The 24,134-nt window shown below is 56.5% G+C and carries 27 protein-coding genes; 26 read left to right on the top strand and 1 reads right to left on the bottom strand.

What is annotated here, in order from left to right; genetic code table 11:
- Positions 1–12 precede the first annotated feature (12 nt).
- On the top strand, positions 13–972 hold the full coding sequence (locus B5G03_RS09740) for a GerAB/ArcD/ProY family transporter (RefSeq protein WP_162613380.1): 960 nt from the start codon (positions 13–15) through the stop codon (positions 970–972).
- Positions 969–2,009, top strand: coding sequence for a Ger(x)C family spore germination protein (locus B5G03_RS09735; RefSeq protein WP_162613379.1), 1,041 nt, complete (start codon positions 969–971; stop codon positions 2,007–2,009). The genes B5G03_RS09740 and B5G03_RS09735 overlap by 4 nt, the downstream gene beginning before the upstream one ends.
- Before the next feature lie 53 nt (positions 2,010–2,062).
- Here the strand turns inward: B5G03_RS09735 and B5G03_RS17080 are convergent, their stop codons facing one another.
- A complete protein-coding gene (locus B5G03_RS17080; RefSeq protein WP_140401673.1) occupies positions 2,063–2,278 on the bottom strand; it encodes a hypothetical protein in 216 nt (71 codons plus the stop codon).
- A 35-nt stretch (positions 2,279–2,313) separates the two neighbouring features.
- On the opposite strand from B5G03_RS17080, the gene hprK reads away from it, so the two are divergent.
- The 24 genes from hprK (at position 2,314) to B5G03_RS09615 (ending at position 24,131) form a co-directional block, all read left to right on the top strand.
- Positions 2,314–3,246, top strand: coding sequence for an HPr(Ser) kinase/phosphatase (hprK, locus tag B5G03_RS09730; RefSeq protein WP_087181507.1), 933 nt, complete (start codon positions 2,314–2,316; stop codon positions 3,244–3,246).
- A gap of 21 nt (positions 3,247–3,267) precedes the next feature.
- Positions 3,268–4,020: a phosphatase gene (locus B5G03_RS09725; RefSeq protein WP_087181506.1), complete on the top strand. Its 753-nt coding sequence runs from the start codon at positions 3,268–3,270 to the stop codon at positions 4,018–4,020.
- A complete protein-coding gene (locus B5G03_RS09720; protein ID WP_087181505.1) occupies positions 4,017–4,982 on the top strand; it encodes an ROK family protein in 966 nt (321 codons plus the stop codon). The genes B5G03_RS09725 and B5G03_RS09720 overlap by 4 nt, the downstream gene beginning before the upstream one ends.
- A gap of 18 nt (positions 4,983–5,000) precedes the next feature.
- Positions 5,001–5,906: a UDP-N-acetylmuramate dehydrogenase gene (murB, locus tag B5G03_RS09715; protein ID WP_343286896.1), complete on the top strand. Its 906-nt coding sequence runs from the start codon at positions 5,001–5,003 to the stop codon at positions 5,904–5,906.
- An 88-nt stretch (positions 5,907–5,994) separates the two neighbouring features.
- Positions 5,995–6,858 carry an RNase adapter RapZ gene (rapZ, locus tag B5G03_RS09710; protein ID WP_087181504.1) on the top strand — a complete coding sequence of 288 codons (864 nt, stop codon included), beginning with the start codon at positions 5,995–5,997 and terminating at the stop codon, positions 6,856–6,858.
- A gap of 21 nt (positions 6,859–6,879) precedes the next feature.
- Entirely contained in the window at positions 6,880–7,797 is a 918-nt protein-coding gene (gene whiA / locus B5G03_RS09705; protein WP_087181503.1) for a DNA-binding protein WhiA, read from the top strand.
- Positions 7,790–11,284, top strand: coding sequence for a DNA polymerase III subunit alpha (locus tag B5G03_RS09700; RefSeq protein WP_087181502.1), 3,495 nt, complete (start codon positions 7,790–7,792; stop codon positions 11,282–11,284). The genes whiA and B5G03_RS09700 overlap by 8 nt, the downstream gene beginning before the upstream one ends.
- A gap of 120 nt (positions 11,285–11,404) precedes the next feature.
- Entirely contained in the window at positions 11,405–12,379 is a 975-nt protein-coding gene (pfkA, locus tag B5G03_RS09695) for a 6-phosphofructokinase (RefSeq protein WP_087181501.1), read from the top strand.
- A 135-nt stretch (positions 12,380–12,514) separates the two neighbouring features.
- Positions 12,515–13,171: a sporulation protein YunB gene (yunB, locus tag B5G03_RS09690; RefSeq protein WP_162613378.1), complete on the top strand. Its 657-nt coding sequence runs from the start codon at positions 12,515–12,517 to the stop codon at positions 13,169–13,171.
- A gap of 89 nt (positions 13,172–13,260) precedes the next feature.
- Positions 13,261–15,240 (top strand): NAD-dependent DNA ligase LigA, encoded by a 1,980-nt coding sequence (gene ligA, locus B5G03_RS09685; RefSeq protein ID WP_164496673.1) that lies wholly within the window; start codon positions 13,261–13,263, stop codon positions 15,238–15,240.
- A 97-nt stretch (positions 15,241–15,337) separates the two neighbouring features.
- Positions 15,338–16,240, top strand: coding sequence for a GTP-binding protein (locus B5G03_RS09680; protein WP_087181499.1), 903 nt, complete (start codon positions 15,338–15,340; stop codon positions 16,238–16,240).
- Positions 16,237–16,707: a hypothetical protein gene (locus B5G03_RS09675; RefSeq protein WP_087181498.1), complete on the top strand. Its 471-nt coding sequence runs from the start codon at positions 16,237–16,239 to the stop codon at positions 16,705–16,707. The genes B5G03_RS09680 and B5G03_RS09675 overlap by 4 nt, the downstream gene beginning before the upstream one ends.
- Before the next feature lie 16 nt (positions 16,708–16,723).
- Positions 16,724–16,918 carry a stage III sporulation protein AC gene (gene spoIIIAC / locus B5G03_RS09670; protein WP_058962995.1) on the top strand — a complete coding sequence of 65 codons (195 nt, stop codon included), beginning with the start codon at positions 16,724–16,726 and terminating at the stop codon, positions 16,916–16,918.
- 9 nt (positions 16,919–16,927) lie between these two features.
- A complete protein-coding gene (locus tag B5G03_RS09665) occupies positions 16,928–17,308 on the top strand; it encodes a SpoIIIAC/SpoIIIAD family protein (RefSeq protein ID WP_087181497.1) in 381 nt (126 codons plus the stop codon).
- Positions 17,251–18,354, top strand: coding sequence for a stage III sporulation protein AE (locus B5G03_RS09660; protein ID WP_242962395.1), 1,104 nt, complete (start codon positions 17,251–17,253; stop codon positions 18,352–18,354). Before B5G03_RS09665 ends, B5G03_RS09660 begins: the two co-directional genes overlap by 58 nt.
- A gap of 1 nt (position 18,355) precedes the next feature.
- Entirely contained in the window at positions 18,356–18,787 is a 432-nt protein-coding gene (locus B5G03_RS09655) for a stage III sporulation protein AF (RefSeq protein WP_087181495.1), read from the top strand.
- Complete coding sequence (locus tag B5G03_RS09650; RefSeq protein WP_087181494.1) at positions 18,777–19,319, top strand: hypothetical protein; 543 nt, start codon at positions 18,777–18,779, stop codon at positions 19,317–19,319. The genes B5G03_RS09655 and B5G03_RS09650 overlap by 11 nt, the downstream gene beginning before the upstream one ends.
- Positions 19,319–19,927: a SpoIIIAH-like family protein gene (locus B5G03_RS09645; protein WP_087181493.1), complete on the top strand. Its 609-nt coding sequence runs from the start codon at positions 19,319–19,321 to the stop codon at positions 19,925–19,927. The genes B5G03_RS09650 and B5G03_RS09645 overlap by 1 nt, the downstream gene beginning before the upstream one ends.
- A gap of 80 nt (positions 19,928–20,007) precedes the next feature.
- On the top strand, positions 20,008–20,382 hold the full coding sequence (locus B5G03_RS09640; protein ID WP_058962989.1) for an Asp23/Gls24 family envelope stress response protein: 375 nt from the start codon (positions 20,008–20,010) through the stop codon (positions 20,380–20,382).
- Between the two features lie 59 nt (positions 20,383–20,441).
- Positions 20,442–20,873 (top strand): transcription antitermination factor NusB, encoded by a 432-nt coding sequence (nusB, locus tag B5G03_RS09635; protein ID WP_087181492.1) that lies wholly within the window; start codon positions 20,442–20,444, stop codon positions 20,871–20,873.
- On the top strand, positions 20,873–21,805 hold the full coding sequence (locus B5G03_RS09630) for a tRNA (adenosine(37)-N6)-threonylcarbamoyltransferase complex transferase subunit TsaD (protein ID WP_087181491.1): 933 nt from the start codon (positions 20,873–20,875) through the stop codon (positions 21,803–21,805). The genes nusB and B5G03_RS09630 overlap by 1 nt, the downstream gene beginning before the upstream one ends.
- Positions 21,798–23,033: an exodeoxyribonuclease VII large subunit gene (gene xseA / locus B5G03_RS09625; RefSeq protein WP_087181490.1), complete on the top strand. Its 1,236-nt coding sequence runs from the start codon at positions 21,798–21,800 to the stop codon at positions 23,031–23,033. Before B5G03_RS09630 ends, xseA begins: the two co-directional genes overlap by 8 nt.
- The gene (gene xseB, locus B5G03_RS09620; protein ID WP_087181489.1) at positions 23,011–23,250 is read left to right on the top strand and encodes an exodeoxyribonuclease VII small subunit; all 240 of its coding nucleotides are present in this window, start codon (positions 23,011–23,013) and stop codon (positions 23,248–23,250) included. The genes xseA and xseB overlap by 23 nt, the downstream gene beginning before the upstream one ends.
- A complete protein-coding gene (locus tag B5G03_RS09615) occupies positions 23,247–24,131 on the top strand; it encodes a polyprenyl synthetase family protein (protein WP_242962393.1) in 885 nt (294 codons plus the stop codon). The genes xseB and B5G03_RS09615 overlap by 4 nt, the downstream gene beginning before the upstream one ends.
- Positions 24,132–24,134: the final 3 nt, after the last annotated feature.

Below are 24,134 nucleotides of genomic sequence, written 5' to 3'. Positions count from 1 at the left end.
ATGGCAGCGGCTTTGCTGGCGGACGTGTTCCTGCAGCCCTTCGGCCGCCGGGCGCCGCTTTTAACCGCACAGCACGGAATCTTATGCGCAGCCGGGCAGATGGCAGCGTTTGCCTTGCTGTTGACCCTGCTGCCCAAAGGCCGGGAGCATGCGCTGGAGAGCAAAGCCTTCTGCGGCTTGCTCAGCGCATTGATGCTGCTGTCCGCTGCATTGGAAATCATTCAGGGGGAACGGTTCTATAGTCAGGCCATGCGTACCGGCCTACCGGTGGAGATTTTTTTGTTTCTTTTGTTTGTGGCAGTGTTCTATGGAGTCTATTCCGGGCTGAATGCACTCACCCGCACGGCTGCGGCGGTACTTGCACTCACTGCCATTTCCATGGGGTTGCTTCTGCTTTCCGTTCTTCCGCAGCTCCGCTTCGTTAATCTGCAGCCCTCCGCCCTGAATGGCGGGGAGCTTGCCCGTGATTTCGCAAGTCAGTTTTACCTAGCACCGGAATTGATCCTGTGGGTGGTCTTATGGAGACCGGAACATTCCCAAAACCGCAAATACCGGCCTTCGGCGGTATTTGTGTGGCTTTTTGCAGCGCAGGCGCTGTTCTGCTTGTTGGGAGAAATGACCTTGGGGCCCGCTTATCAGCAGGAGGAGCAGCCCCTGTTTACCATCGCCCGGCTCGGTGGCATCTCGGTATTTCGCCGGCTGGACGCACTGCATGCCTGTGTGTGGCTGCTGCTCTTTTTTGTGAAAATCACGCTGTATTTTTCTCTGTTCACACAGAGCATTCGGCAGGTGTTTCCCAAACTGCGCGGTCACAGTGCCTATTATCTGGCGGTCGCGGGAGTGATTGGAGTTTTCCTGGCGGCCTGGGGGCAAGCAGAGCAAACTGCATACTGGGTCCAGCAGAGGACATGCCTTGCACTGCTGCTCTGGCTGGGTCTGTTTCGAATCACAGCGGGGAGGAAACGAGAATGAAATTGTTGAAATTGGCCGCCCCTCTGCTGATTGCGGCGGTTCTGTGCGGCTGTTCTTCCACAGGTCTTGGCGATAAAGTGATCGTGAAGGCGCTGCTGCTGGACTATCAGAAGGAGTATGTGGCCCAGGTGCTGGTTCTGGAGCCCCAGCCCAGTGCTGACGCGGGAGAGGCTTCTGAAACCCTTCGTTTGATTGAAGGCAGAGGAAGCAGCCTTGCAGAGGCAATCGGCGAGGCGGAATCCTCCCGGGCGGAGGAACTGTTTTATGGGCAAAATGAGCTGCTGTTACTTGGGCCCGGGCTGCAGCAACAAAAGGGAATGACAGAATGCTGCCGCTTCCTTTATGAGAACTCTGCCGGGCGTCCAAATATGGCGGTGTGGGGAATTAATCTGCCCGCAAACGACCAGCCGCTCAATGAAGAAAACGCAAGCGCCGTGCTGGATGGGATTCGAAGGCTGGGAGAGCGGGGAGAATACCGCACCTATTTGTACCAGCTTGCGGCAGCGCAGGACGGCAGCTTTTTGCCGCTGGTGCGTTTGTCGGGGGAAGATGACGTACAAATGCAGGGGCTTGCCCTGTACAAGGATGGCGCCCCCATGGTCCGTTTTACCGGAATCGAAACTGAACTGGCCGCCCTGCTCAGCGGCCAAACCGGGACTGGGCAGCTCCAGGTGGAGGGGGAGAGCGGCCCGGTTACCCTGACCATACGATCGCCGAAGCTGATTTATGAATGCGTGGAGCAGCAGAACTCCATGCAGCTTGCAATCCGGTTTTCGGGTCACGTGGAGCAGATGACCGGAGAGCACCTGCCGACTTCCAGAGAAGAGCGGCGTGCGCTTTTAAGTCAGATCAACAGCCAACTGGAACAAACCGCAGCAGGACTGATCCGGCAGGCCTTTTCTCCGGGTGTTGATCCCTTTGGCTTTCTGAGCCGTTTTTGCAATCGGAACGCGCAGCTTACAGCCAGCCTGACAGAGGACAAGACCCTTTATCAGCCTGGCGCCGTAGAATTTTCCAGCGCGCTGCAATTGCTTTAGAACACACAAAAGCCCCGCGATGGGAAAAATATCCTGTCGCGGGGCATTCTGTGTTATTGATGGGATGAAAGCAATCCGCTTTCGGTGAGAAAGAGAATTATTCCCCACACGCGCAGGCAGCCGCAACAAACGGCGGCCACTGTTTTTTCTTTTTCAGAAAACAGGCGAAGAAACATCTTTACCGGAGCACTTGCAGTTTGTGCGCCGGTGCCGCCTTTTCTTGCAAATAAAATTGATAATCTTTCTGCAATCATGTATAATAAAAACAACTCTGAAATTTCATCAAAAAGGAAGGGTGTTCTTTATGCCGGCATTTTCCGTCCCACTTAGCAAAGTAGCGGAACAGCTGAATCTTGAAACGGTCTATGCGCCGAAGGAATTGAACGAGATCCCCATCTATACGGCGGATGTCAACCGACCGGGCATTGTGCTTGCGGGATATTACCAATACTTCGATGCCAACCGCATTCAGATCTTCGGTATGGTAGAGATGTCTTATCTGCAGGAGTTGCCCGCGGCTACCCGGCGCGCTCATCTGGAGCGCCTGTTTGAGCTCACGCCCCCGGCGGTGCTTATCAGCCGCAGCCTGGAACCCCTGCCGGAAATGATCGATTTTGCCCGGATGTATTCCGTTCCTGTACTGTCCTCCGCGGAATCCACCTCCACGCTGATGAGCGCGCTGATCAGCCTGCTGAATGTGGAGCTGGCGCCCCGCGTCACCCGCCACGGCGTTTTCATCGAGGTATACGGCGAAGGCATTCTGATCCTGGGCGACAGCGGCGTCGGTAAGAGCGAGACCGCTGTGGAGCTGGTCAAGCGCGGTCACCGCCTGATCGCCGACGACGCGGTGGAGCTGCGCCGCACCTCCAGCCGCACTATTGTGGGCACCGCTCCGGAAAACATCCGCCATTTCATCGAGCTGCGCGGCATCGGTATTGTGAACGTGGCCCGCATCTTTGGTATCGGCTCGGTCAAGGTGAGCGAAAAGGTGGACCTGGTGGTGGATCTGGAGCCCTGGGACAAGACCAAAAACTACAGCCGCACCGGTCTGGAAACCGATTTTTACGATATTCTGGGCGTGCAGATCCCCAAAACGGTGATTCCTGTAATGCCGGGCCGTAACCTGGCGGTAATCCTGGAAACGGCCGCCATCAACAACCGTCAGAAAAAGATGGGCTATAACGCCGCCAAGGAGCTTCTGGCTCGCCTTGGTCTGGACGAAGACATTGGCATCTGACGCAGAAAGGGAGCATATACTTTGTATCAAATCGCAGCGGATCTGCATACGCATACGCTGGTATCCAACCATGCGTTCAATACCATCACGGAAATGGCCGCCAAGGCGGCAGCCATTGGATATAAGGCCATCGCGGTCACCGATCACGGCTGTGCGATGCCGGACTCGCCTCATATCTGGTATTTCAGCAATCTTGTCCGCCTGCCGGATGTGCTGGAGGGCATTCCTGTTCTGAAAGGTGTGGAGGCGAACGTGATGGATCTGGACGGAGGTCTGGATTTTTCGCAGGAGCAGCTGGCACAGTTCGACTGGGTGATTGCTTCCATTCATGGGGATTGCCTGCCCGGCAAGCTTACGGTGGAACAGGCTACCGAGCTATGGCTCAAGGTGGCGGAAAACCCGTATGTGGATATGATCGGCCATTCCGAGCAGGCCAACCATGTGTACGACTACGAGCGTGTCACCCGGGAATTCGCCGCCCGCAACAAGGTGGTGGAGCTGAACGGGAATTCCTTTGCCGTGCGTCCGCAAGGAGCGGCAAACATGAAAGCTCTTGCACTTGCCTGCAAAAAGAGCGGCTGCAGAATCGCGCTGAACAGCGATGCACATTCCATCTACCATCTGGAGCGGGGTGTTTCGCATCTGTACGGGCTTTTGGAGGAAATTGACTTTCCCCAGGAGCTGATCGTCAATGGTTCCGGCGAGAATCTTCGCCGGGAACTGGAACTACATAACAAAAAAATCGTGGATCGGATCGGAGAGTTGTTAAGATGAAAAAATATACGATTGGCGTGGATCTGGGCGGTACTACCATTACCGCCGGTATTGTGGATGAAGAGTTCAAGGTGCTGCACAAATGCACCTGCGATACCGATCTGCCTCAGCCCGAGGAAGTAATTGAAGAAAAGATCGCGAACCTGTGCCGTCAGGTCCTGGTGGAGAGCAATCTGACCCTGGATGACCTGCACTGGGTTGGCATCGGCACCCCGGGCAGCGTAAACAGCAAGACGGGTGTAGTAGACTTTAACGCCAATTTCGGTTATTATGATTGGGAGCTGCGTGAGCACATGGAGCGGCGCCTGGGCTGCAAGGTCTACATTGAAAACGACGCAAACGCAGCTGCTTACGGTGAATTCATCGCCGGCGGCGCCCGCGGCGCCAGATATGCGGTGGTCATTACTCTGGGCACCGGCATCGGCGGCGGCATCATCATCGACGGCAAAATTTTCGCCGGCTTCAACTATGCCGGCGCCGAGCTGGGCCATATGGTGATCCAGAAGGACGGCCGTCCCTGCATGTGCGGCCGAAACGGCTGCTGGGAGAAGTACGCTTCCGCCCGTGCCCTTGCTGAGGATACCAAGGCTGCAATGCTGTCCCATCCCAAAAACATGATGTGGGATCTGGTGAACGGAGATATCACCAAGGTTGGCGCAAAGACCGCTTTCGACGGCATGGCTGCCGGTGACGAACTGGCTACCCAGCTGATCAACAAATTCGTGGAGTACGTGGCCTGCGGTCTGACCAATGTGGTCAACATCTTCCAGCCGGAGATCATCTGCATCGGCGGCGGTGTTTCCAAGCAGGGTGAGGTTCTGCTGGCTCCTGTGCGCAAGCTGGTCGACTGGGAGGACTATGCCCGTGACGGCAAGCGCCGCGTGACCATCAAGCCCGCCGAGCTGTTCAACGATGCCGGCGTCGTGGGCGCTGCCTGGCTGGGCAACCAGGAAAAACTTTAATTTTTAGGAGGCCGTTTTATGGCGTGCATGGAGCATTTAAAGCAACAACTGGAGGAAGCAGCGATCCCTTATTCCTGCGGCGAGCCCCTTGCACGCCACACGAGCTTCCAGATCGGCGGCCCTGCCGCTCTGTTCTGCACCCCTCACACCACCCAGCAGCTGATTCAGGCGCTGGAGCTGTGCCGCGCAGAGGGCGTGCGCACCTATATTCTGGGCAACGGGTCCAACCTGCTGTTCAGCGACAAAGGGTTTGACGGTGTGGTTCTTTGCACCCGTTCGATCCAGCCGGAGATTCAAGTGGAAGGTGACCGCATCATTGCCGGAGCCGGCATGTCGCTCCAGCAGGTGTGCGAGGAAGCCGCCCGTCATGGGCTCACCGGTCTGGAATTCGCTTACGGCATTCCGGGCAGCCTGGGCGGCGCTGTGTATATGAACGCAGGCGCCTATGGCGGTGAGACCCGTGATGTGTTGCTGGAAGTGGAATTTGTGGACGAAGCCGGTCAGGTGCGTTCGCTGCCGGTGGATCAGCTGGAGCTGGGTTACCGCACCAGTGTATTTGCACGCACCGGATGGTGCGTATTGCGGGCCACGCTGCAGCTGGCCGAGGGCGACCGGGAACAGATTCAGGCAAAAATGGATGACCTGATGAATCGCCGTCGGGAAAAGCAGCCGCTGGAGTATCCCAGCGCGGGCAGTGCATTCAAGCGGCCGGAGGGCGCCTTTGCAGGCAGCCTGATCGAGCAATGCGGCCTGCGCGGATACCGGGTGGGTGACGCTGCCATCAGCGAAAAGCATTGTGGCTTTATTGTGAATCTGGGCCATGCCAGCTGTGCGGATGTGCTGGAGCTGGCCAGGCAGGTAAGCGACCGGGTGCACCAGCAGACCGGCTTCGTACTGGAAAAAGAGATTCGCGTGGTGGAATAATTGTGTGCATGACCGGCTGCTGGCAATCGGCAGCCGGTCATGCAGGTTATGCTGGATGAAGAAACAACAGGAAAAGGAGAGACGCATCATGGAGCTGCTGGTCGTAACCGGCCTTTCCGGGGCAGGAAAATCCCTTGCGGTAAACGCATTGGAGGACATCGGCTATTTTTGTATCGACAATATTCCGGCCGGGCTGATGCCCCGCCTGCTGGATTTCGCCCTGCAGGGCGAAACGATGCTGGAAAAGGTGGCGGTGGTGGTGGACATCCGCGGCTGCCGTACCCAAAACGACGTACAGGAGGCGCTGACCAGCATGGACAGCCGCCAGGTGCCCTACCGGGTCCTGTTCCTGGATGCCTCCGATGACGTGCTCGCCCGGCGTTACAAGGAAACCCGCCGCATTCATCCGCTCTGTGTGCAGGAGGGCGTTTCCATGACCGACGCCATTGAGCAGGAGCGGAAGATCCTGCAGCCCTTCTTTGAGCGGGCCGACTTCGTGGTGGATACCTCTCTGCTTTCTGCCGCTCAGAACAAAGAGCGGATCTGCAAGCTGTTTTTGCACCAGAATCAGCAGCCGATGGTACTGACCATCCTTTCCTTTGGCTTCAAATACGGTCTGCCGAAGGAGGCAGATGTGGTATTTGACGTGCGCTGCCTGCCGAACCCCTTCTACATCCCGGAGCTGAAGGAAAAAACCGGTCTGGACAGCGAGGTGGTGGATTATGTGATGAAGTTCGAGCAGTCTCAGGAGCTTCTTCACCGTATTCTGGAGCTTCTGAATTACTCGCTGCCTCTTTACATCAAGGAGGGCAAAAGCCAGCTGACCATCGCGGTGGGCTGCACCGGCGGCAAACACCGGTCCATTACCTTCGCGCGCAAGATCGCAGAGCATTGCCAGAATCTTGGCTATGGTCCTGTTCTTTATCATCGCGATCAGAAACGTGTACTTTAACGAAAGGGCATCGGAAAACGAATGAGCTTTTCACAGGACGTTAAAACCGAGATCACCCAAAAGAAAATCGCCCGGCCCTGCTGCCTGCTGGCGGCCAGCTACGGCGCGGCCTGCTTCAGTCGTTATTTTGACAGCCGGGGCGTAGTATTCCAGACTGAACTGGGAACCGCCGCCCACTATGTAAAGCGCATTTTTCATTTGTGCGGCATCGAGGGCAACGTGACCAGCAAGCAGCGGCCCAGCGGCATGGTTTACGAATTCAAGGTGGATGAGCCGGAGCAGGTCCGCCTGATGCTGGAAAAATTCCACTGTGAGCCGGATCAGATCAGCCTGCGCATCGATCCCACGCTTCTGCGCTGCCCCCAATGCAGCGCGGCCTTCCTGGCCGCGGCGTTCGTTTGCTGCGGCACCATGACCGACCCCAAAAAGGAGTACAATCTGGAGTTTCTGTCCAACCGGCATAATCTGGCGCGGGATCTGGAGGGTATTCTGGCAGAACACGAATTTCGCCCCCACCGAACCCTGCGCAAAGGCGTGAATGTGGTGTACATCAAAGCCAGCGAGCAGATCGAAGAGCTTCTGGCATTCATGGGAGCGGGCAATGCAGCCATGGAGATCATGAACCACAAGGTAATCAAGGAGCTGCGCAATAAAACCAACCGCCTGACCAACTGCGAAACCGCCAACATGGACAAGACCGCAACCGCAAACGTCCAGGTGACGCGGGCCATCGAATATCTGAAACAAAACCACATGTTCGACGGTCTGAGCCAGCCTTTGCGGGAGGCGGCCGAGCTGCGGCTGGCCTGGCCGGATCTTTCGCTTTCCCAATTGGCGGAAAAAAGCCCTCAGCCCATCAGCAAATCGGGGCTTAGCCACCGGCTGAAAAAGCTGGAACGTCTGGCATCTGAACTTCAGCAAAGGAGAACCAATGGCTGACAAGCAATTTACCCATCTGCACGTGCATACTGAGTATAGCCTTCTAGACGGCGCCTGCCGGATCGACCGGGTCTTCGAGCGGGTTAAGGAATTGGGGCAGACCTCCATTGCCATCACCGACCACGGTGTGATGTATGGATGTGTGGATTTCTACAAGGCGGCCAAAAAGGCGGGCATCAAACCCATCATCGGCTGTGAGGTCTATGTGGCCAACCGCTCCCGCTTCGATAAGGTCAACCGGATCGACGGCTCCAACCACCTGGTCTTGCTGTGCAAAAACGAGACCGGCTACAAAAATCTGATCAAGCTGGTTTCCTCCGGTTTTATCGAGGGTTTTTATTCCAAGCCTCGGGTGGACAAAGAGCTGCTGGAGCAGCACCACGAGGGTCTGATCTGCCTTTCCGCCTGCCTGGCGGGCGAGGTTCCTCAGGCTCTTCTGGCCGGTGATTATGAAAAAGCACGCCAGGTTGCGCTGTATTACAATAACCTGTTCGGGCAGGGGAACTACTACATCGAGATTCAGGATCACGGCATTGAAGAACAGCAGCAGGTCCTGCCGCTGCTGATTCGACTGGCCCGGGAGACCGGCATCCCGCTGGTAGCCACCAACGATGCCCACTACCTGCGCCGGGAAGACAGCAAGATGCAGAGCATTCTGATCTGCATCCAGACCGGCAAAACCATCCAGGACGACGATAAGCTGGAATTTGAGACCGACGAATTTTACCTGAAAAGCACCGACGAGATGTATGACCTGTTTGCCATCGCGCCGGATGCCTGCGAAAACACCAACCGCATCGCGGAGCAGTGCAATTTCGATTTTGAATTCGGCGTGACCAAGCTGCCTTATTTTAAAGCGCCGGATGGCATGGAAAACCAGGCCTACTTTGAAAAGCTGTGTTATGAGGGCCTTGCCCGCCGGTATGGCAGCGACCCGTCGCCGGAAATTCGTGAGCGCTTGGATTACGAGATCGACGTGATCCGCCGCATGGGCTATACCAACTACTATCTAATCGTTTTCGATTTCATCAACTACGCAAAAACACAGGGCATCCCGGTGGGCCCCGGCCGAGGAAGCGGCGCGGGCAGTCTGGCAGCCTACTGCGTGGGCATTACCAACATCGATCCCATCCGGTACAATCTACTGTTCGAACGTTTCTTGAACCCGGAGCGTGTAAGCATGCCGGACTTCGACGTGGACTTCTGCTACGAACGCCGGCAGGAGGTGATCGACTATGTGAACAACAAATACGGTCACGATCATGTGGCCCAGATCATCACCTTCGGAACCATGGCAGCCCGGGCTGCTTTGCGGGACGTGGGCCGCGTAATGGACATGCCTTATGCTGCGGTGGACGCAGTGGCAAAGCTGGTTCCCATGGAGCTGAAAATGACCCTGCACCGTGCTCTGGAGGTATCGCCGGAGCTGAAAGCCCGTTACGATTCCGACGAGCAGGTGAGGGAACTGGTGGACACTGCCATCAAGATCGAGGGCATGCCCCGGCATGCGTCCACCCATGCGGCGGGCGTGGTGATTACCCGAGAGGCGGCCAACGAATACGTTCCGCTTGCCTGCAACGACGGCGTTCCCGTGACCCAGTTCACCATGACCACCATTGAGGAATTGGGTCTTTTGAAGATGGACTTCCTAGGCCTGCGCACCCTCACGGTGATTCGGGATGCGGAGCGGATGATCCAGCGCCGGGTTCCGGAGTTCTCGGTGGAAAAGATGCCTTACGATGACCCAGCCACCTACGAGATGCTGGGTCAGAGCGAGACCGAGGGTGTGTTCCAGCTGGAAAGCACCGGCATGAAGCAGGTGCTTTTGGGCCTTCGCCCGCAAAACCTGGAAGACATCATCGCTTTGATCTCGCTGTATCGCCCGGGTCCCATGGATTCCATCCCCACCTACCTGCGCAACCGCCATGAGCCGGGGAAGATCCACTACAAGGTCCCTCAGCTGGCACACATTCTGGATGTGACCAACGGCTGCATCGTCTACCAGGAGCAGGTCATGCAGATCTGCCGGGAGCTGGCAGGCTTCTCGCTTGGCCAGGCCGACCTGGTGCGCCGTGCCATGAGCAAGAAAAAACACGACGTCATGGAGCGGGAGCGGCAGAACTTCGTTTACGGCAGCAAGGAGCCCGGTTCCGAGTGTGTGGGCTGCATTGCCAATGGCATCGACGAAAAGACCGCCAACGAGATCTTCGACGATATGTCCAGCTTTGCTTCCTACGCGTTCAACAAATCTCACGCGGCCTGCTATGCTTATGTGGCGTACCAGACAGCTTACCTGAAATGCCATTACCCCAACGAATTCATGGCAGCTCTGCTCACCAGCGTCCTGGACAACACCGACAAGGTGATCGAGTATTCCGGTGAGTGCCAGCGGCTGGGCATCAAGGTATTGCCGCCAAACATCAATGTGAGCGACGGCGGCTTTACCGTGGACGGCGCGAACATCCGCTTCGGCCTGAATGCAGTCAAGAACGTGGGCCGCAATCTGATCGCGGCAGTGGTCCGCGAGCGCCAGGATCAGCCTTTCTGTTCTCTTTATGATTTCTGCCGCCGGATGTACGGCTGCGAGATCAACCGCCGTGCGGTGGAAAGTCTCATCAAGAGCGGCGCATTCGACGGTCTGGGCTCCACCCGCCGGGCCATGCTCCAATGCATCGAGGGAATTCTGAAGAGCGTGGAAACTGACAGCCGCAAAAACCTGGAGGGTCAGCTGGATCTGTTCAGCCAGAGCGGTGAGCAGGAATCGGTGAACGATTACGTGATCCCCGCTCTGGAAGAGTTCCCGACCGGAGAGCTTTTGCAGATGGAAAAAGAGGTGAGCGGCCTGTATCTGAGCGGCCACCCGCTGGACGCTTACCGGGAAATCATCAAAAATATATCCAGCTGCAAGATTAGTGAATTGACAGGGGAAGGCGCGAAAGCTTACGATAATAAAGTAGTCAACATTGTTTGCGCGGGGATCAAAAGCAAATTTATGACGACTCGTTCCAACACCATGATGGCATTTACCAACGTGGAGGATCTGAGCGGTACCATGGAGATTCTGGTATTCCCGAAGATTCTGCTGAACTGCAGAGATGCGCTGCAGGAAAATGCCGTAGTGGTCATCACCGGCCGCGTTTCGGTAAAAGAGGACGAAGCGGCCAAACTGGTGGCAGACGCCATCGTTCCCATTGAGCAGTATGAGGCACGCCGTTCGGAAAAAACGGCGGCAGGCAGTGCGGCTGAAAGGCCTCAGCCCCCCAAGAAAGGGCTGTATCTGAAGCTTCCCAGCCAGAACTGCGAGCAGTTCCGCAAAGTGACGAACCTGCTGAGCGGCATCTTTGACGGCAGCATGCCGGTCTACATGTATTTTGAGGACCGCAAGCAGCTGACCCTGGCGCCGCGCAGTCTGTGGGCATTGGACCATGAGCTGCTTTATCCGGAATTGCGCCGTATTTTGGGCGACAGGAATGTTGTTACAAAATAGTTGGTCAATTGGGCAAACCTTTTGGCGACAAATTGCGCAGAAAGTTTTGCATTTATGTTGCCAGGATGTTATAATTATACCAATGTCAAATTTCGATTTGATTTTAGGAGGGGCATTACTATGTATAAGGAAATTAAAACCATCGGTGTATTGACCAGTGGCGGCGACGCGCCCGGCATGAATGCTGCGGTTCGCGCGGTTGTTCGTACCGCTCTGAGCAAGGGCATCAAGGTTATTGGCATTCAGCGCGGCTACAATGGTCTGCTGAACGGCGAAGTACGTGAGATGGACCTGCGCAGCGTATCCGAGATCATCCATCGGGGCGGTACTGTCCTTTACACTGCCCGCTGCCTTGAGTTTGTAACTGCAGAAGGCCAGAAGAAGGGCGCTGAGAAGTGCAAAGAGCTGGGCATCGATGCAATGGTTGTAATCGGCGGCGACGGTTCCTTCAAGGGTGCTCGCGCTCTGGCCAACCTGGGCATTCCCTGCATCGGCATTCCCGGCACCATCGACAACGACATCGCCTGCAGCGAGTACACCATCGGCTACGACACCGCCATGAACACCGCTGTGGAGATGATCGATAAGCTGCGCGACACTACCCAGAGCCATGACCGCTGCAGTGTGGTTGAGGTTATGGGACGTAACGCTGGCTACATTGCTCTGAACGTGGGCATCGCCACCGGCGCTCTGGCTATCCTGATTCCCGAGCGTCCCTACGATCTGGACCACGACATCATCTCCCGCATGAACCAGACCCAGAAGACCGGCAAGAAGCACTTCATCGTGATCGTAGCCGAGGGTGTTGGTCATGCTCAGGAGCTGGCCAACGAGATCCAGGCCCGCACCGGCATTGATTCCCGTGCTACCGTTCTGGGCCACGTACAGCGCGGTGGTTCTCCCACTCTGCGCGATCGCGTGACCGCTTCTCAGATGGGTTACCACGCTGTTAACCTGCTGGAGAAGGGCATCTACAACCGTGTGGTTGCCGTTTCTGCCGACAAGATCGTGGACTACGATATCAGCGTCGCTCTGTCTATGCACAAGACCATCGACACCATGATGCTGGATGTGGCCAACACCATCTCCATCTGATTTTTCTGAGCATTTCAAAAAGCATGCCGCGTAATGCGGCATGCTTTTTTGTTTGGAAAGCCTGCAAATGGCTCACGATTTCTTCCTTTCGCGAATATATTGGGAAAAAGAACGCCAACAATGGGGGAAGAAGCGATGCGCCGTATTTCGCAGCGTACTGCCAAACGAAGAAAACAAGGGCTTTGGCTGGCCATTGGTCTTGCGCTGGTTTTGTTTGCTCTGCAGCAGATCGATCAGGCTATCCGGCCGCTCACTGCTCAGGTGGTGCAATATCAGTGCCGTGCGCTGGCCGTGCGCACCATCCAAACCGCCTGTAACTCTATTTTGGAAGAAAACAGCGGTCTTTACGACGACCTTTATGTGGTCCAGCAGGATGAAGCAGGCCGGATACAAAGCATAGCCATAGATTCCGCCCGCATCAACGCTCTGGAGGATGCTCTGGTGGACCAGGTCAATCAATCACTGTGTCAGCTGCAGCAGGTACCGCTGCGCATTCCCTTGGGCACGTTGACCGGCATTCAGCTGCTCAATGATCGAGGGCCGGAAATCGCCATACAGGTGCAGCCGCTTTCGCTGGTTACCAGTCAGGTGCAAAGCGACTTTTCCCAGGCAGGCGTCAATCAGACCAGACTGGAAGTAACGGTTTGTTTTTCGGTGCAGGTCGGCGCGCTTCTGGCAGGTGAGGTGATCCCGGTAGACGCTCAGGCAGAGGTTCTTGCCGCGCAGATTCTGATCGTTGGCGAGGTTCCCCAGCTTTACGCGCAAAATGCCGCAGACGGAGAAAAAGCCTAGCCGCCGGATGGGCCAATGTGCTATAATTAAAAATCAGAACAGGCGAAGCCTTCCCGGCTTCACAGTTGGACTTTCAAGAGGTGATCATTTTGACATTGGAACAGGCCCAGCAGCGCGTTCTTGAGCTGCGCCGGGTGATCGAATATAACAACCGCCTTTATTACGACCAGGATGCCCCCGAACTGGAGGATTTTGAGTATGATGCCCTGACCCGGGAGCTGAAAGAACTGGAAGCGCAGTTTCCTCAGCTGATTACGCCCGATTCTCCCACCCAGCATGTGGGCGGCACCCCCTCGGGGAAATTCGCCAAGGTGACCCATGCAGTGAAAATGGAGAGTTTGCAGGATGCCTTCTCCTATGAGGAACTCCGGGATTTTGACCGGCGGGTCCGTGGCGAGGGCGTAGAACCCCGCTATGTGGTTGAGGTAAAGATCGACGGACTTTCGGTAAGTCTGGAGTACGAAAACGGCGCGTTTGTGCGGGGGTCGACCCGTGGTGACGGTGTGGTCGGCGAGGACGTGACCAAAAATCTGGCCACCATCAAGGATATCCCCAAAAAGCTGCTGAATGCGCCGGAATTCCTGGAGGTGCGCGGCGAGGTCTATATGCCTCACGCTGCTTTTGAACAGCTGGTGGAGGAGCAGGAGCTGAATGATAAACAGCCCTTCAAAAATCCCCGTAACGCGGCGGCTGGTTCCCTGCGCCAGAAAGACAGCAAGATCACTGCGAGCCGCGGGCTTTCCATCTTTGTGTTTAACATCCAGCAGATTCGCGGCAAGGAGCTGCACAGCCATCAGGAAAGCCTGGATTATGTAAAGCAGTTGGGTTTCGTGGTTTCTCCCCGGTACCGCAGCTTCGACAACATCGAAGACGCGATCGCTGAGATCGAAGCCATCGGCCAGATGCGCGGCACACTACCCTTTGATATCGACGGTGCGGTGATCAAGGTGGATGACTTCGCACAGCGCGAAATGCTGGGCAGCACCAATAAATTTCCCCGCTGGGCCGTTGCGTTCAAGTATCCTCCGGAAGAGAAAGAGACCGAGCTGCAGCAGATCGACATTACCGTAGGCCGCACAGGCGTGCTCACGCCCACCGCGGTGTTTGCACCGGTACAGCTGGCCGGTACCACGGTTTCCCGGGCGATTCTTCACAACGAGGATTTCATTCGACAGCTTGATGTGCGCATCGGCGACCGCATTCTGGTGCGCAAGGCGGGAGACATTATTCCCGAAGTGGTGGCGGTGACCCAGCACAAGGAAGGTTCCGAACCCTACCAGATGCCTCAGGTATGTCCCTCCTGCGGAGCTCCTGCCGTACACCTGGAAGGGGAGGCGGCTCTGCGCTGCGTGAACCCGGAATGCCCTGCCCAGGCGCTGCGCAACATCATTCACTTTGCCAGCCGGAACGCCATGGACATTGACGGTCTGGGCAAAGCAGTGGCCGCCCAGCTGGTCAGCAAGGGCTATGTGCGCTCGGCGGCGGACCTTTATGATCTGACCGAAGAGCAGCTGATGACGCTGGAGAAATTCAAGGAGAAGAGTGCCCGCAACCTGCTGAACGCCATTGAAGCATCCAAGGGCAACAACCTGGACAAGCTGCTGTTTGGTCTGGGCATCCGGAACATCGGCGAAAAAGCCGCGGCTTTGATTGCGGAGCATTTCCACTCCATGCAGGCTGTGCGGGAGGCAGGGGAAGAGCAGCTCAGCGAGATCGACGGCTTCGGGGCAGTCATGGCGCAGAGCGTTGTTGCTTTCTTCGCCAAGGAAGGCACTGAAGACCTGATCGGCCGCCTGGCCCATGCCGGCGTGAATATGGAGTGGCACGGCGAGGAAAAGACCGATAAACTTGCCGGAAAAACGATCGTGGTCACCGGCACGCTGCCCACCCTTTCCCGAGCAGAGGCGGAAGCCTTGATCACTAAGAATGGCGGCAAGGCCAGTGGCTCGGTTTCGAAAAAGACCGCCTACGTGCTGGCAGGCGAAGCAGCCGGCTCCAAACTCACCAAAGCTCAGCAACTGGGCGTACCTGTGATTGACGAAGAGACGTTCCTGCAGATGATTCAATAATCTTTTATCCCCCTTGGCATTTTGCCAAGGGGGATTTTTTGTTCTAACACATCCATCAGGCTCATATGCTTGTAGCACAAAGGAGCGTGAAACAAAAATGGACGAGTATTACAATGCGATTCAGCGTCTGCCCGCCCCGGTACGGGATGCTCTTGCGCAATTGCCGCCGGCATTTGCGGTTCAGGTACACGAAATACGGCTGCGCAGTGAGCGCCCCGTCGTTTTCTCTACTCCGAACGGGCCGGTGCTGGCGCCCAACCTTTTGCCCAAATGTGCCAGCGCCCTGCAGCTGAGCGCCCGCGAACTTCAGGAATGCTTTTATTCTCTGTGCGAGAAATCGGTCCACAGCTATGAAAACCAGCTTTCTCAGGGCTTCTTTACCATTCCCGGCGGACACCGGGTAGGCGTGGCCGGAATCTGCCGCACAGCAGAAAACGGCCGGAACAGTTTTCAGACCATCACCTCGCTGAATCTGCGTGTGGCGCGTATGCTGTTCGTTCCGCTGCCGCCGCTTTTGCAGGGCAGTCTTGCGGATTCCTTCCACGGGATGATTCTGGCAGGCTCTCCCGGCAGCGGTAAGACCACACTGTTGCGCAGCATCATCAAAGCAGCCAGTGAGCAGGGCAAAAAGGTTGCCGTTGTGGACGAGCGTCAGGAACTCTGGCCCTGTGATCCCTGGGGAAATTCTCCCCGGATTCCCCTGAATTGCGATGTTTTGTCCAACTGCCCAAAGACAAGCGGAATCGAAATGGCAGTCCGGTGCCTGGGCCCGCAGATCCTTGTTTGTGATGAGCTGGGCTCGAGCGAAGAATTCCGTCAGGTGGAGCGGGGGATACAGTCGGGGGTCGGATTTATCTGTTCGGTCCACGCCGCCAGCATGGACGAGCTGGGAGCCCGCCTGGAACAAAGCCGTGCCCGGCTGCGCGCCGTCTTTTCCCTCTGCACCTTTCTGGAAGGCCCGCAAAAGCCGGGCTGCATTCGCGAAGTGGTGGCGCTATGATCTGGCTCATCAAACTCAGCGGAGCTGTACTGGTGGGAGCCGCAGGCTTTCTGTTTGGTGCAGAACAGGCTGCTGTACTGCAAAGGCGAGCCGCCTTTTGGGCGGAGCTTGCCAATATGCTGGCGCAGATTCAGGACGCTGTATACTATCGGGCACTGGCAACGCCCTGCCTGCTGGAAGAACTGCGAACAGGGAACTATCCCCATCTGATGTTGGGAGAATGTCTCGCGTTGGAGTCATACCGGTTTCCCGCATATATTCCTCCGGGAGATTCCGCGCCATTTCATCCGCTTTTTGAGCAGATCGGGCAGGTGAGTGCTCAGGAGCTGTGCGGCCAGATGCCCTATTACATCGAGCTTGCCCGGCAAAACGGCGCCCGTCAGGAAAAGGACTATCGGGCGGCAGTGCGGCTTTATCCGCAGGCTGGTGTCTGCGCCGGACTGATGGCTGCGCTGCTGCTCTTATAAGGAAAGGTTAGAAATGATGGATATTGACCTGGTATTCAAAATCGCCGCCATCGGTATTATCGTTGCCGTTCTGAATCAGCTGCTGATCCGCTCAGGTCGGGAGGACCAAGCTATGATGACCACGCTGGCGGGGCTGATCGTTGTGCTGTCCATGCTCGTGCAGCAGATCAGCGATCTGTTCGTGAACATAAAATCGCTGTTCAATCTATGATGATGGAATATGGAAATTTTTCAGATCGCCGCCTTTGTGCTGGTATCCGCCGTACTGATCGGGCTTGTGCGCGAGCACCTGCCCTCCTATGGGATTCTGTGCCTTTTGGGATGCTCCGTGGTGCTGCTGCTCTATCTGCTGCGGCTGGCTGCTCCGTTGATCGAACAGCTGAGCGCCTATGCCGCCTATTGGGAGCAAACCGGTTTTTCCACGGTCATCAAAGCCGCCGGAATCGCGCTGGCCTCCCAGACAACACAGGATCTGTGCCGGGATGCCGGACTCAGCAGCCTTGCGGGCAAGGTGGAGTTTGCGGGCCGCTGCCTGATCCTGATGTGCGCGCTGCCTCTGTTTCAAACCGCGGCCGAGTCGCTCGCCGCCTTTCTGCAATAAAATGGCTGCTGGCCGTTTTCCTTTTGCTGACAGTCTTGCCCGGCGCAGTATCGGCCCAGGAATTGCCGGAGTCCGCACAGGAAATTCTGGACTCTCCGCCGGTTACTGCCGAGGAGTTTCAGAACACTTCCGCACCGCAGCTTTTGGAAAAGCTATTGGATACCGCAAAAGACCAGTTTGAACAGCCCTTTCGGCTTTTGGCCTCTGTGTCCGCCACTGTTCTGATCGCTGCCGCTGCGCTCAGCCTTCTGCCCGGCAGCGACTGGCGGGCGCCGCTGGAAACCGTCTGTCTTCTGGGCATCAGCACAGCGGCGCTGCAGCCAATGCTGCCGCTGCTGGAGCAGCTGACTGGACGGATACAGGAATGCCAGACCTATCTGATCAGCTTTGTCCCTGTTTTTTCAGGCGTTATGATCAGTTGCGGTCAGGCTACGCAAGCGGCTGTTTACAGCGGGATGTTTTTGACCATGGCCGCCTTTTGCGCTCAGATGATCAGTGTGATTGCACTCCCGCTGGTACGTGCTTTTCTGGCGCTGAACATCGCAGGCGGGTTGTGTGGTTTGGGCGGCCTTTCCGACGGCTGTGCCGTGCTTCACAGGCTCGTTAAATGGATTCTTGGCTTTTTGTCCATTCTGTTTGGCGGTGTTCTGGGACTACAGAGCGTGCTGGCTCAAAACACAGATACCCTTGCCATGAAGACCGGCCAGTTTTTGCTCAGCAGCGGCGTTCCTGTGATCGGCAGCCTTGCTTCCGATGCGATGGGCAGTGTCCTCAGTGGACTTCGCGTGTTGAAAGGATCGCTGGGATTTGCCGCCATTGCGGTTTTGACTGTCACCTTTTTACCGCTGCTGATCCGCTGCTTTTGTTTTTATCTGGCGTATCTTTTAAGCGCTGCGCTGGCAAAGGCCTTCGGGCTCAGCCGTGCAGGCCGTGTGCTGGAAGGAATGGGTCAGGCGACCGGCTTATGCATCTCATTTCTGGTGTTCTTTTTTATGCTTACGGTTCTTTCCACAGCACTGATGATCCTGCTGGGAGGAGGCGGCTAAAGTGAATGAATGGGCGTTCACCCTTTGCATGGCATGCGTTCTGGCGGGCGGGTTGGAGCTTCTGATGCCCCGCAAAGAATACGAAAAGAGCATAAAAGTGGTTGTGGCGCTGTATATTTTAGTAACGGTCCTGCAGCCCGTGCAGGAAGCGTTTTCCGGCTGGAAAGAGCTGTGGCCCACACAGCAGGCAGATGCCGTGGATTTTTCCGGCTATCGTGACCAGCTGGAGCAGCAGGCTTTGGAAGAGCAGCTGGAACAAACACTTGCCGCCCAGGGGATCAGCGGTCAGATCCAGGTGGAAACCGGTCCGCCGCTGACCGTAACAGCGATCAATTGCACCGAACCGGAGCGCGTGAAAACGGCGCTGCGGCAGGTGCTGGGCGAGGGAGAGGAGATTGAGATCAGGGCGGAGGAACCGAACGATGGGACGTGATTTTTTCAAGGAGCTTTTCAAGGCGAAGAACTGGAATCGAAGCAGCCTTCTTGTTTTTGCCGGTGCTCTGGGTTTGTTTTTTCTTCTGGCCGGGAACGCATTTTCACCCGGAAACAGAAACCACGAGGCAGATGCAGCGCAGAGCACGGCGAGCGATACCGTATATGCGCAGGAATACGCCGCAAGCCTGGAGCAAACGCTTACCAGGGTCATTGAGAGCATTCAGGGCGCAGGGCAGGTAAAGGTGGCCGTAACGCTGGAAGCCGGCCCGCAAACGGTCTATGCACTGGACGAAACAGATCGGGGAGAAAACGGGAGCGAGACCCAGCACATTCTGCTGGAGAATTCCTCCGGGCAGAACGCTCTGGTGGAAATGGTCTGGGAACCGGAGATTCGCGGAATCGCCGTGGTATGTCAGGGCGCGGAGGACGTCCAGGTGCAGGCACAGATCACCGAAGCGGTTTCGGTGCTTACCGGTGTATCGAGCAACCGGATCAGCATTGCAAAAATGAATGAATCGGAGGGAACATAATGCAAGTAAAAAAGATCAACCAGAAAATGACGCTTCTCACCCTGGTGGTAGCACTGGGTGTGGCTGTGTATCTAAACTGGGAGTACGCCAAAAGCACGGACCTGGTGATGGGCGATACCATTCAGGCCAATGCAGCGGCCAGCACGGAGATCATCACCGATGAGCTTGCCGTGGAGACCGCCGCTTCCACTCAGGAGACCGCAGACAAGAACTACGGTGAAGCGCAGCTGGTCAGCGTGGGTGACCCCACAGGAAGCGGCTTTTTTGAGCAGGCCCGCCTCTCCCGCACCAAAACCCGCGACGAGGCCCTGGATACTTTGCAGAAGAGCCTGAAAAACAGTGCGCTCAGCCAGGAGGAAAAGGACGCACTCACACAGCAGCTTACCGCCACCATCGAAAGCATCACCAAAGAGAGCGATCTGGAAAGCCGGATCAAGGCCAAAGGCTTTGTGGACTGTGTGGCCTTCATTGACGGAGATAACGTCAACATCACGGTCATGACCACCAGCGACGGCCTGACCCAGACCGAAGTGGCGCAGATTCGGGACATCGTACTGAGTGAGTGCTCGGTGAGCGCACAGAATATTACCGTGGTAGAAATAAAATGACCTTGTAGATTATGCAAAAAGATGGTATAATATCTTCAATTCAGATGCCATGAAAATAATTACCTTTGGGAGGACCGGGTATGGAAGTTTCAAATTCCAATGTTGTAAACGGCAGCTTGCAGATCTCTACCGATGTGATTGGTAAGATTGCAAAGCTTGCAGCCACCGAAATCGACGGCGTGGTGGACGTTTGTGCCGGTTCCGCTGGGATGCGCAGCTTTTTGGGCAAGGTAAACCTGCAAAAGCCTGTTTCGGTGGAGCTGCTGGAGAATGTGGCCGAGATCACTGTCAGCCTGACGGTGCGCTACGGCAGTCAGATCCCGGCGGTCTGCGAAAAAGTGCAGGAGAACGTGAAGTCTGCTGTGCAGAACATGACCAGCATCACGGTCGCCCGGGTAAACATTGTGGTGGTTGGCGTCCTGCAGGAGCCGGAACTGCCTGCTGAAGAAGAATAACCAATCGGCCCTCCCGCGGTTCGCAGGGGGGCTTTGGCTGTGAGAGGATACTTTATTTTATGGAAAAACTGACACGCAGAACCGCACGTGAGAACGCCTTCCTGGCCGCCTTCGCATCCACCTTCGACAACGCCATGCCGGAGGACGTGATCGCTCTGAACAATGAACTGGGCGAGAACCGGGTGGATGAGTTCGGCCGTAAGCTGATCGACGATTACTACGAACACAGCGCCGAGATCAACGATATGATCCGCGATCATCTGAAGGGCTGGACCATTGACCGCATTCCCCGGGTAAGCCTCACCGTGCTGCGTCTGGCTTTGAGCGAAATCCTGTACGGCGAAGAGAAGCTGCCCAGCGTTACCATCAATGAGGCAGTGGAACTGACCAAAAAATTCGGCGGAAACGAGGACTACCAGTTTGTGAATGGCCTGCTTGGCTCTGTGGTGCGCGAACTGGGTCTGGCGGATCAGGACTCCGCTTCGGAATAATGCTCACACTGGGCATCGATACCAGCAACTATGCAACCTCTTTGGCCGTGTATGACTCCTGTGCCAAAGAGGTTGTTTGCGATAAAAAGCAATTTTTGCCCGTAAAGCAGGGACAGCTGGGCCTGCGTCAGAGCGACGCGCTGTTTCACCACACAGCGGCTCTGCCGGAGCTTTTAAGCCAGCTTGGCCAGCAGGTGGATCTTTGTCAGATCCAGGCAGTCGGTGTTTCCACTCGCCCGCGGCCGGTAGACGGTTCCTACATGCCTTGCTTCCTTGCAGGGAAAAGCGCAGCAGTAGCTTTTTCCGCCGCCCGCGGCATTCCGCTGATTGAAACGACCCATCAGCAGGGGCACATCGCGGCGGCGCTGTTTGCCACCGGTGAGGAGGAATTGTTCGGCCGTCCCAGTCTGGTGTTTCATGTCTCTGGCGGGACCACCGATCTTCTGCTCTGCAATGGCTACGGTTCGATTCAATGCATCGGCACCAGCAGCGATCTTTACGCAGGCCAGGCGGTGGACCGGGTTGGGGTAAAGTTGGGGGTTGACTTCCCGGCCGGTGTTATGGTCAGTGAGCTTGCTGCACGCTGTACTGAGACGATCCGCCCCAAGGTGAGCGTAAAGGGGACAAGCTGCAGCCTGTCCGGTCTGGAAAACCAGTGCAACCGGCTTTTAGAGCAGGGGAAAAGTCCCGAATATGTCTGCCGCTATTGCCTGAACTGCGTGGCGGAAACCGCACTGCGCATGGTGAAGGCTGCTCTGGAAGATCATCCGGGGCTGCCGGTGGTTTTTGCCGGCGGTGTGATGAGCAGCCAGATCATTCGGGAATACGTGACCCGCCGGCTGCCCGGCGCGCATTTTGTGCCCGGCAAATTTTCCAGTGACAACGCTATTGGTGTGGCGTGCATCGCTGCACGGGAGGCAGACCATGGCTGAGATGATCACCGTTTCCGGGTTGAACCGTTATGTTCGGTCGCTGCTGGACAGCGACCGTTTTTTGTCTGGCATCGCCATTAAGGGTGAGATCGCCAATTTTGTTCACCACTATAAGAGCGGGCATTTTTATTTTTCACTGCGGGATGATGCCGCCAGCGTGAAGGCTGTCATGTTCCGGCAGGATGCCCGGCGGCTCGCATTCACTCCCCAGGAGGGAATGCGGGTGGTCGTGCGCTGCCGGGTCAGCCTTTACGAGACCACTGGCGCCTTTCAGATCTATGTGCAGGATATGTTCCCGGACGGCATCGGCGCTGCTCAGATGGCCTTTGAGCAGTTGAAGGCCCGCCTGGAACAGGAGGGCCTGTTCCGTCCCGAAGCAAAGCAGTCCATTCCCGCATGCCCGCACTGCATCGGCGTGGTAACCAGTGAGACCGGCGCGGCGTTGCAGGATATCCGCAATGTGCTCAGCCGGCGCTGGCCGCTGGTAAAGCTGCTGCTTGCACCAGTCAATGTGCAGGGAGACCAGGCTGCAGCCCAGATTGCCTGCGGCATCCAGGCGCTAGACCGCTCCGGAAAGGCCGATGTGATCATTGTGGCCCGGGGCGGCGGCAGCAGGGAAGACCTGTGGGTCTTTAATGACGAGGGCATTGCCCGCGCAGCCTACAGCTGCCAAACCCCGCTGATCTCTGCTGTTGGCCACGAGATCGACTTCACCATTCTGGACTTTGTGGCAGACCTCCGAGCTCCTACGCCTTCGGCGGCGGCAGAGCTCGCCACTCCGGACCGGAGAGAGGTCATGGGGAAACTCATGAATATTTCGGATAATATTCACAAAAATATTCAGTCAAAGCTCGAAATGTGTTATAATAGGCTTGATCCACTGGCAGAAAAGTGGGAGACTTTGACTCCTGCTTCGCTCTGTGCGGCTCGTGCGGACAAACTGAACGAGCAGACGCAGTCTTTGCAGACCGGTATGAAGCGAATCTACCAGGATCGACTCCTGGCCATGCGTCACGCGATGCAGCTTGCCCACTCACTCAGCCCCTATACGGTTTTGGAGCGTGGTTATGCCATCCCTAAAACTGCAAAGGGAAAGGCCATTACACTAGAACAAGTGGCTCCGGGAGACCGAATCCTGCTGACCGGCAGCAAAGTGTCCATTGACTGCCTTGTGGAACAAGTGCATGAGATTGAGGTACCGCAAAATGAAAAAACCGAAAAGCTTTGAAGAGGGCAGCGCGGCCCTGCAGCAGGTGCTGGACCAGCTTTCCGATCCGGCCACACCTCTGGATAAAGCAATTAAGCTTTACAGCGATGCCGCCAGCCTGATTGCATATTGCAATGAAACTCTGGAGCATGCCAGACTGGAAATGGAGCGGATCGACCTGTCTCTTCCGCTTTCATCCAATGCCGAACCTGCCGGAGAGGAGGATATCCTTGCATGATGACCTATGAGCAACAGTATGACGTGTATCTGAACGAGATCCAGGCAGCCCTTCAGGCAGCCTGTGATACTTACCTGCCGGAGGAGTCCCGGGTGTGTCAGGCGGCGCGCTACAGCCTGCTTGCCGGCGGCAAGCGAATTCGCGCGGTTCTCACCATGGCCTGCTGCGATATGCTGGGCGGAGATTGGCGTGCCGCTGCGCATTTTGCCGCGGCGGTGGAGATGCTGCACTGCTTCTCGCTGATCCATGATGACCTGCCCTGTATGGACGATGACGATTTCCGCCGGGGCAAGCCCTCCTGCCACAAGGCGTTCGACGAAGCGACCGCCCTTCTCGCAGGCGATGCTTTGCTCACGGAAGCATTTGAAGTGATTGCCAATGCCCCCTTGTCCGAACACGCCCGTGTGGAAGCCGCCCGCCTTCTGGCTGTGGGCGGCGGCAGCCGGGGAATGATCTGGGGCCAGGAGTTGGATGTGACCTTTGAGGGCAAGCCTCTGGATGAGGAACTGCTGCGAAAGATCCACAGGAACAAAACCGGCGCATTGATCAACGCTGCTGTGCAAATGGGTGTGTGTGCCGCTGGCGGTACTGCGGATGACGCAGCTCGTCTGGAGCGGTATGCGTTCGATCTGGGGCTTGTCTTCCAGATTGTGGATGATGTGCTGGATGTGATCTCCACGCCGGAAGAACTGGGCAAACCCATTGGAAGCGACCAGGAAAACGGCAAAGTAACCTTTGCAACGATTTATGGCCCGCAGGGTGCACTGGAGCTTGCACAGCGGATCAACGACGAAAGCTGTCAGGTTCTGAATCAGACCTATGGCGACCGCGCTCAATTCCTGGTTCGGCTGGCTTGTCAGCTGGTCACCCGGCGCAAATAAGCA

This window comes from Gemmiger sp. An50 (assembly GCF_002161595.1).
In the GTDB taxonomy this organism is placed as follows: domain Bacteria; phylum Bacillota; class Clostridia; order Oscillospirales; family Ruminococcaceae; genus Allofournierella.
Note: the sequence above shows the minus strand (reverse complement) of the source record. Positions and strands in the feature narration are given on the sequence as shown.

What these genes read in the sequence shown, in the direction of transcription:
- B5G03_RS09735 (WP_162613379.1), top strand. Translation starts at nt 969, where the DNA reads ATGAAATTGTTGAAATTGGCCGCCCCTCTGCTGATTGCGGCGGTTCTG.
- hprK (WP_087181507.1), top strand. Translation starts at nt 2,314, where the DNA reads ATGCCGGCATTTTCCGTCCCACTTAGCAAAGTAGCGGAACAGCTGAAT.
- B5G03_RS09720 (WP_087181505.1), top strand. Translation starts at nt 4,017, where the DNA reads ATGAAAAAATATACGATTGGCGTGGATCTGGGCGGTACTACCATTACC.
- murB (WP_343286896.1), top strand. Translation starts at nt 5,001, where the DNA reads ATGGCGTGCATGGAGCATTTAAAGCAACAACTGGAGGAAGCAGCGATC.
- rapZ (WP_087181504.1), top strand. Translation starts at nt 5,995, where the DNA reads ATGGAGCTGCTGGTCGTAACCGGCCTTTCCGGGGCAGGAAAATCCCTT.
- whiA (WP_087181503.1), top strand. Translation starts at nt 6,880, where the DNA reads ATGAGCTTTTCACAGGACGTTAAAACCGAGATCACCCAAAAGAAAATC.
- B5G03_RS09700 (WP_087181502.1), top strand. Translation starts at nt 7,790, where the DNA reads ATGGCTGACAAGCAATTTACCCATCTGCACGTGCATACTGAGTATAGC.
- pfkA (WP_087181501.1), top strand. Translation starts at nt 11,405, where the DNA reads ATGTATAAGGAAATTAAAACCATCGGTGTATTGACCAGTGGCGGCGAC.
- yunB (WP_162613378.1), top strand. Translation starts at nt 12,515, where the DNA reads ATGCGCCGTATTTCGCAGCGTACTGCCAAACGAAGAAAACAAGGGCTT.
- B5G03_RS09680 (WP_087181499.1), top strand. Translation starts at nt 15,338, where the DNA reads ATGGACGAGTATTACAATGCGATTCAGCGTCTGCCCGCCCCGGTACGG.
- B5G03_RS09675 (WP_087181498.1), top strand. Translation starts at nt 16,237, where the DNA reads ATGATCTGGCTCATCAAACTCAGCGGAGCTGTACTGGTGGGAGCCGCA.
- spoIIIAC (WP_058962995.1), top strand. Translation starts at nt 16,724, where the DNA reads ATGGATATTGACCTGGTATTCAAAATCGCCGCCATCGGTATTATCGTT.
- B5G03_RS09665 (WP_087181497.1), top strand. Translation starts at nt 16,928, where the DNA reads ATGGAAATTTTTCAGATCGCCGCCTTTGTGCTGGTATCCGCCGTACTG.
- B5G03_RS09650 (WP_087181494.1), top strand. Translation starts at nt 18,777, where the DNA reads ATGGGACGTGATTTTTTCAAGGAGCTTTTCAAGGCGAAGAACTGGAAT.
- B5G03_RS09645 (WP_087181493.1), top strand. Translation starts at nt 19,319, where the DNA reads ATGCAAGTAAAAAAGATCAACCAGAAAATGACGCTTCTCACCCTGGTG.
- B5G03_RS09640 (WP_058962989.1), top strand. Translation starts at nt 20,008, where the DNA reads ATGGAAGTTTCAAATTCCAATGTTGTAAACGGCAGCTTGCAGATCTCT.
- nusB (WP_087181492.1), top strand. Translation starts at nt 20,442, where the DNA reads ATGGAAAAACTGACACGCAGAACCGCACGTGAGAACGCCTTCCTGGCC.
- B5G03_RS09630 (WP_087181491.1), top strand. Translation starts at nt 20,873, where the DNA reads ATGCTCACACTGGGCATCGATACCAGCAACTATGCAACCTCTTTGGCC.
- xseA (WP_087181490.1), top strand. Translation starts at nt 21,798, where the DNA reads ATGGCTGAGATGATCACCGTTTCCGGGTTGAACCGTTATGTTCGGTCG.
- xseB (WP_087181489.1), top strand. Translation starts at nt 23,011, where the DNA reads ATGAAAAAACCGAAAAGCTTTGAAGAGGGCAGCGCGGCCCTGCAGCAG.
- B5G03_RS09615 (WP_242962393.1), top strand. Translation starts at nt 23,247, where the DNA reads ATGATGACCTATGAGCAACAGTATGACGTGTATCTGAACGAGATCCAG.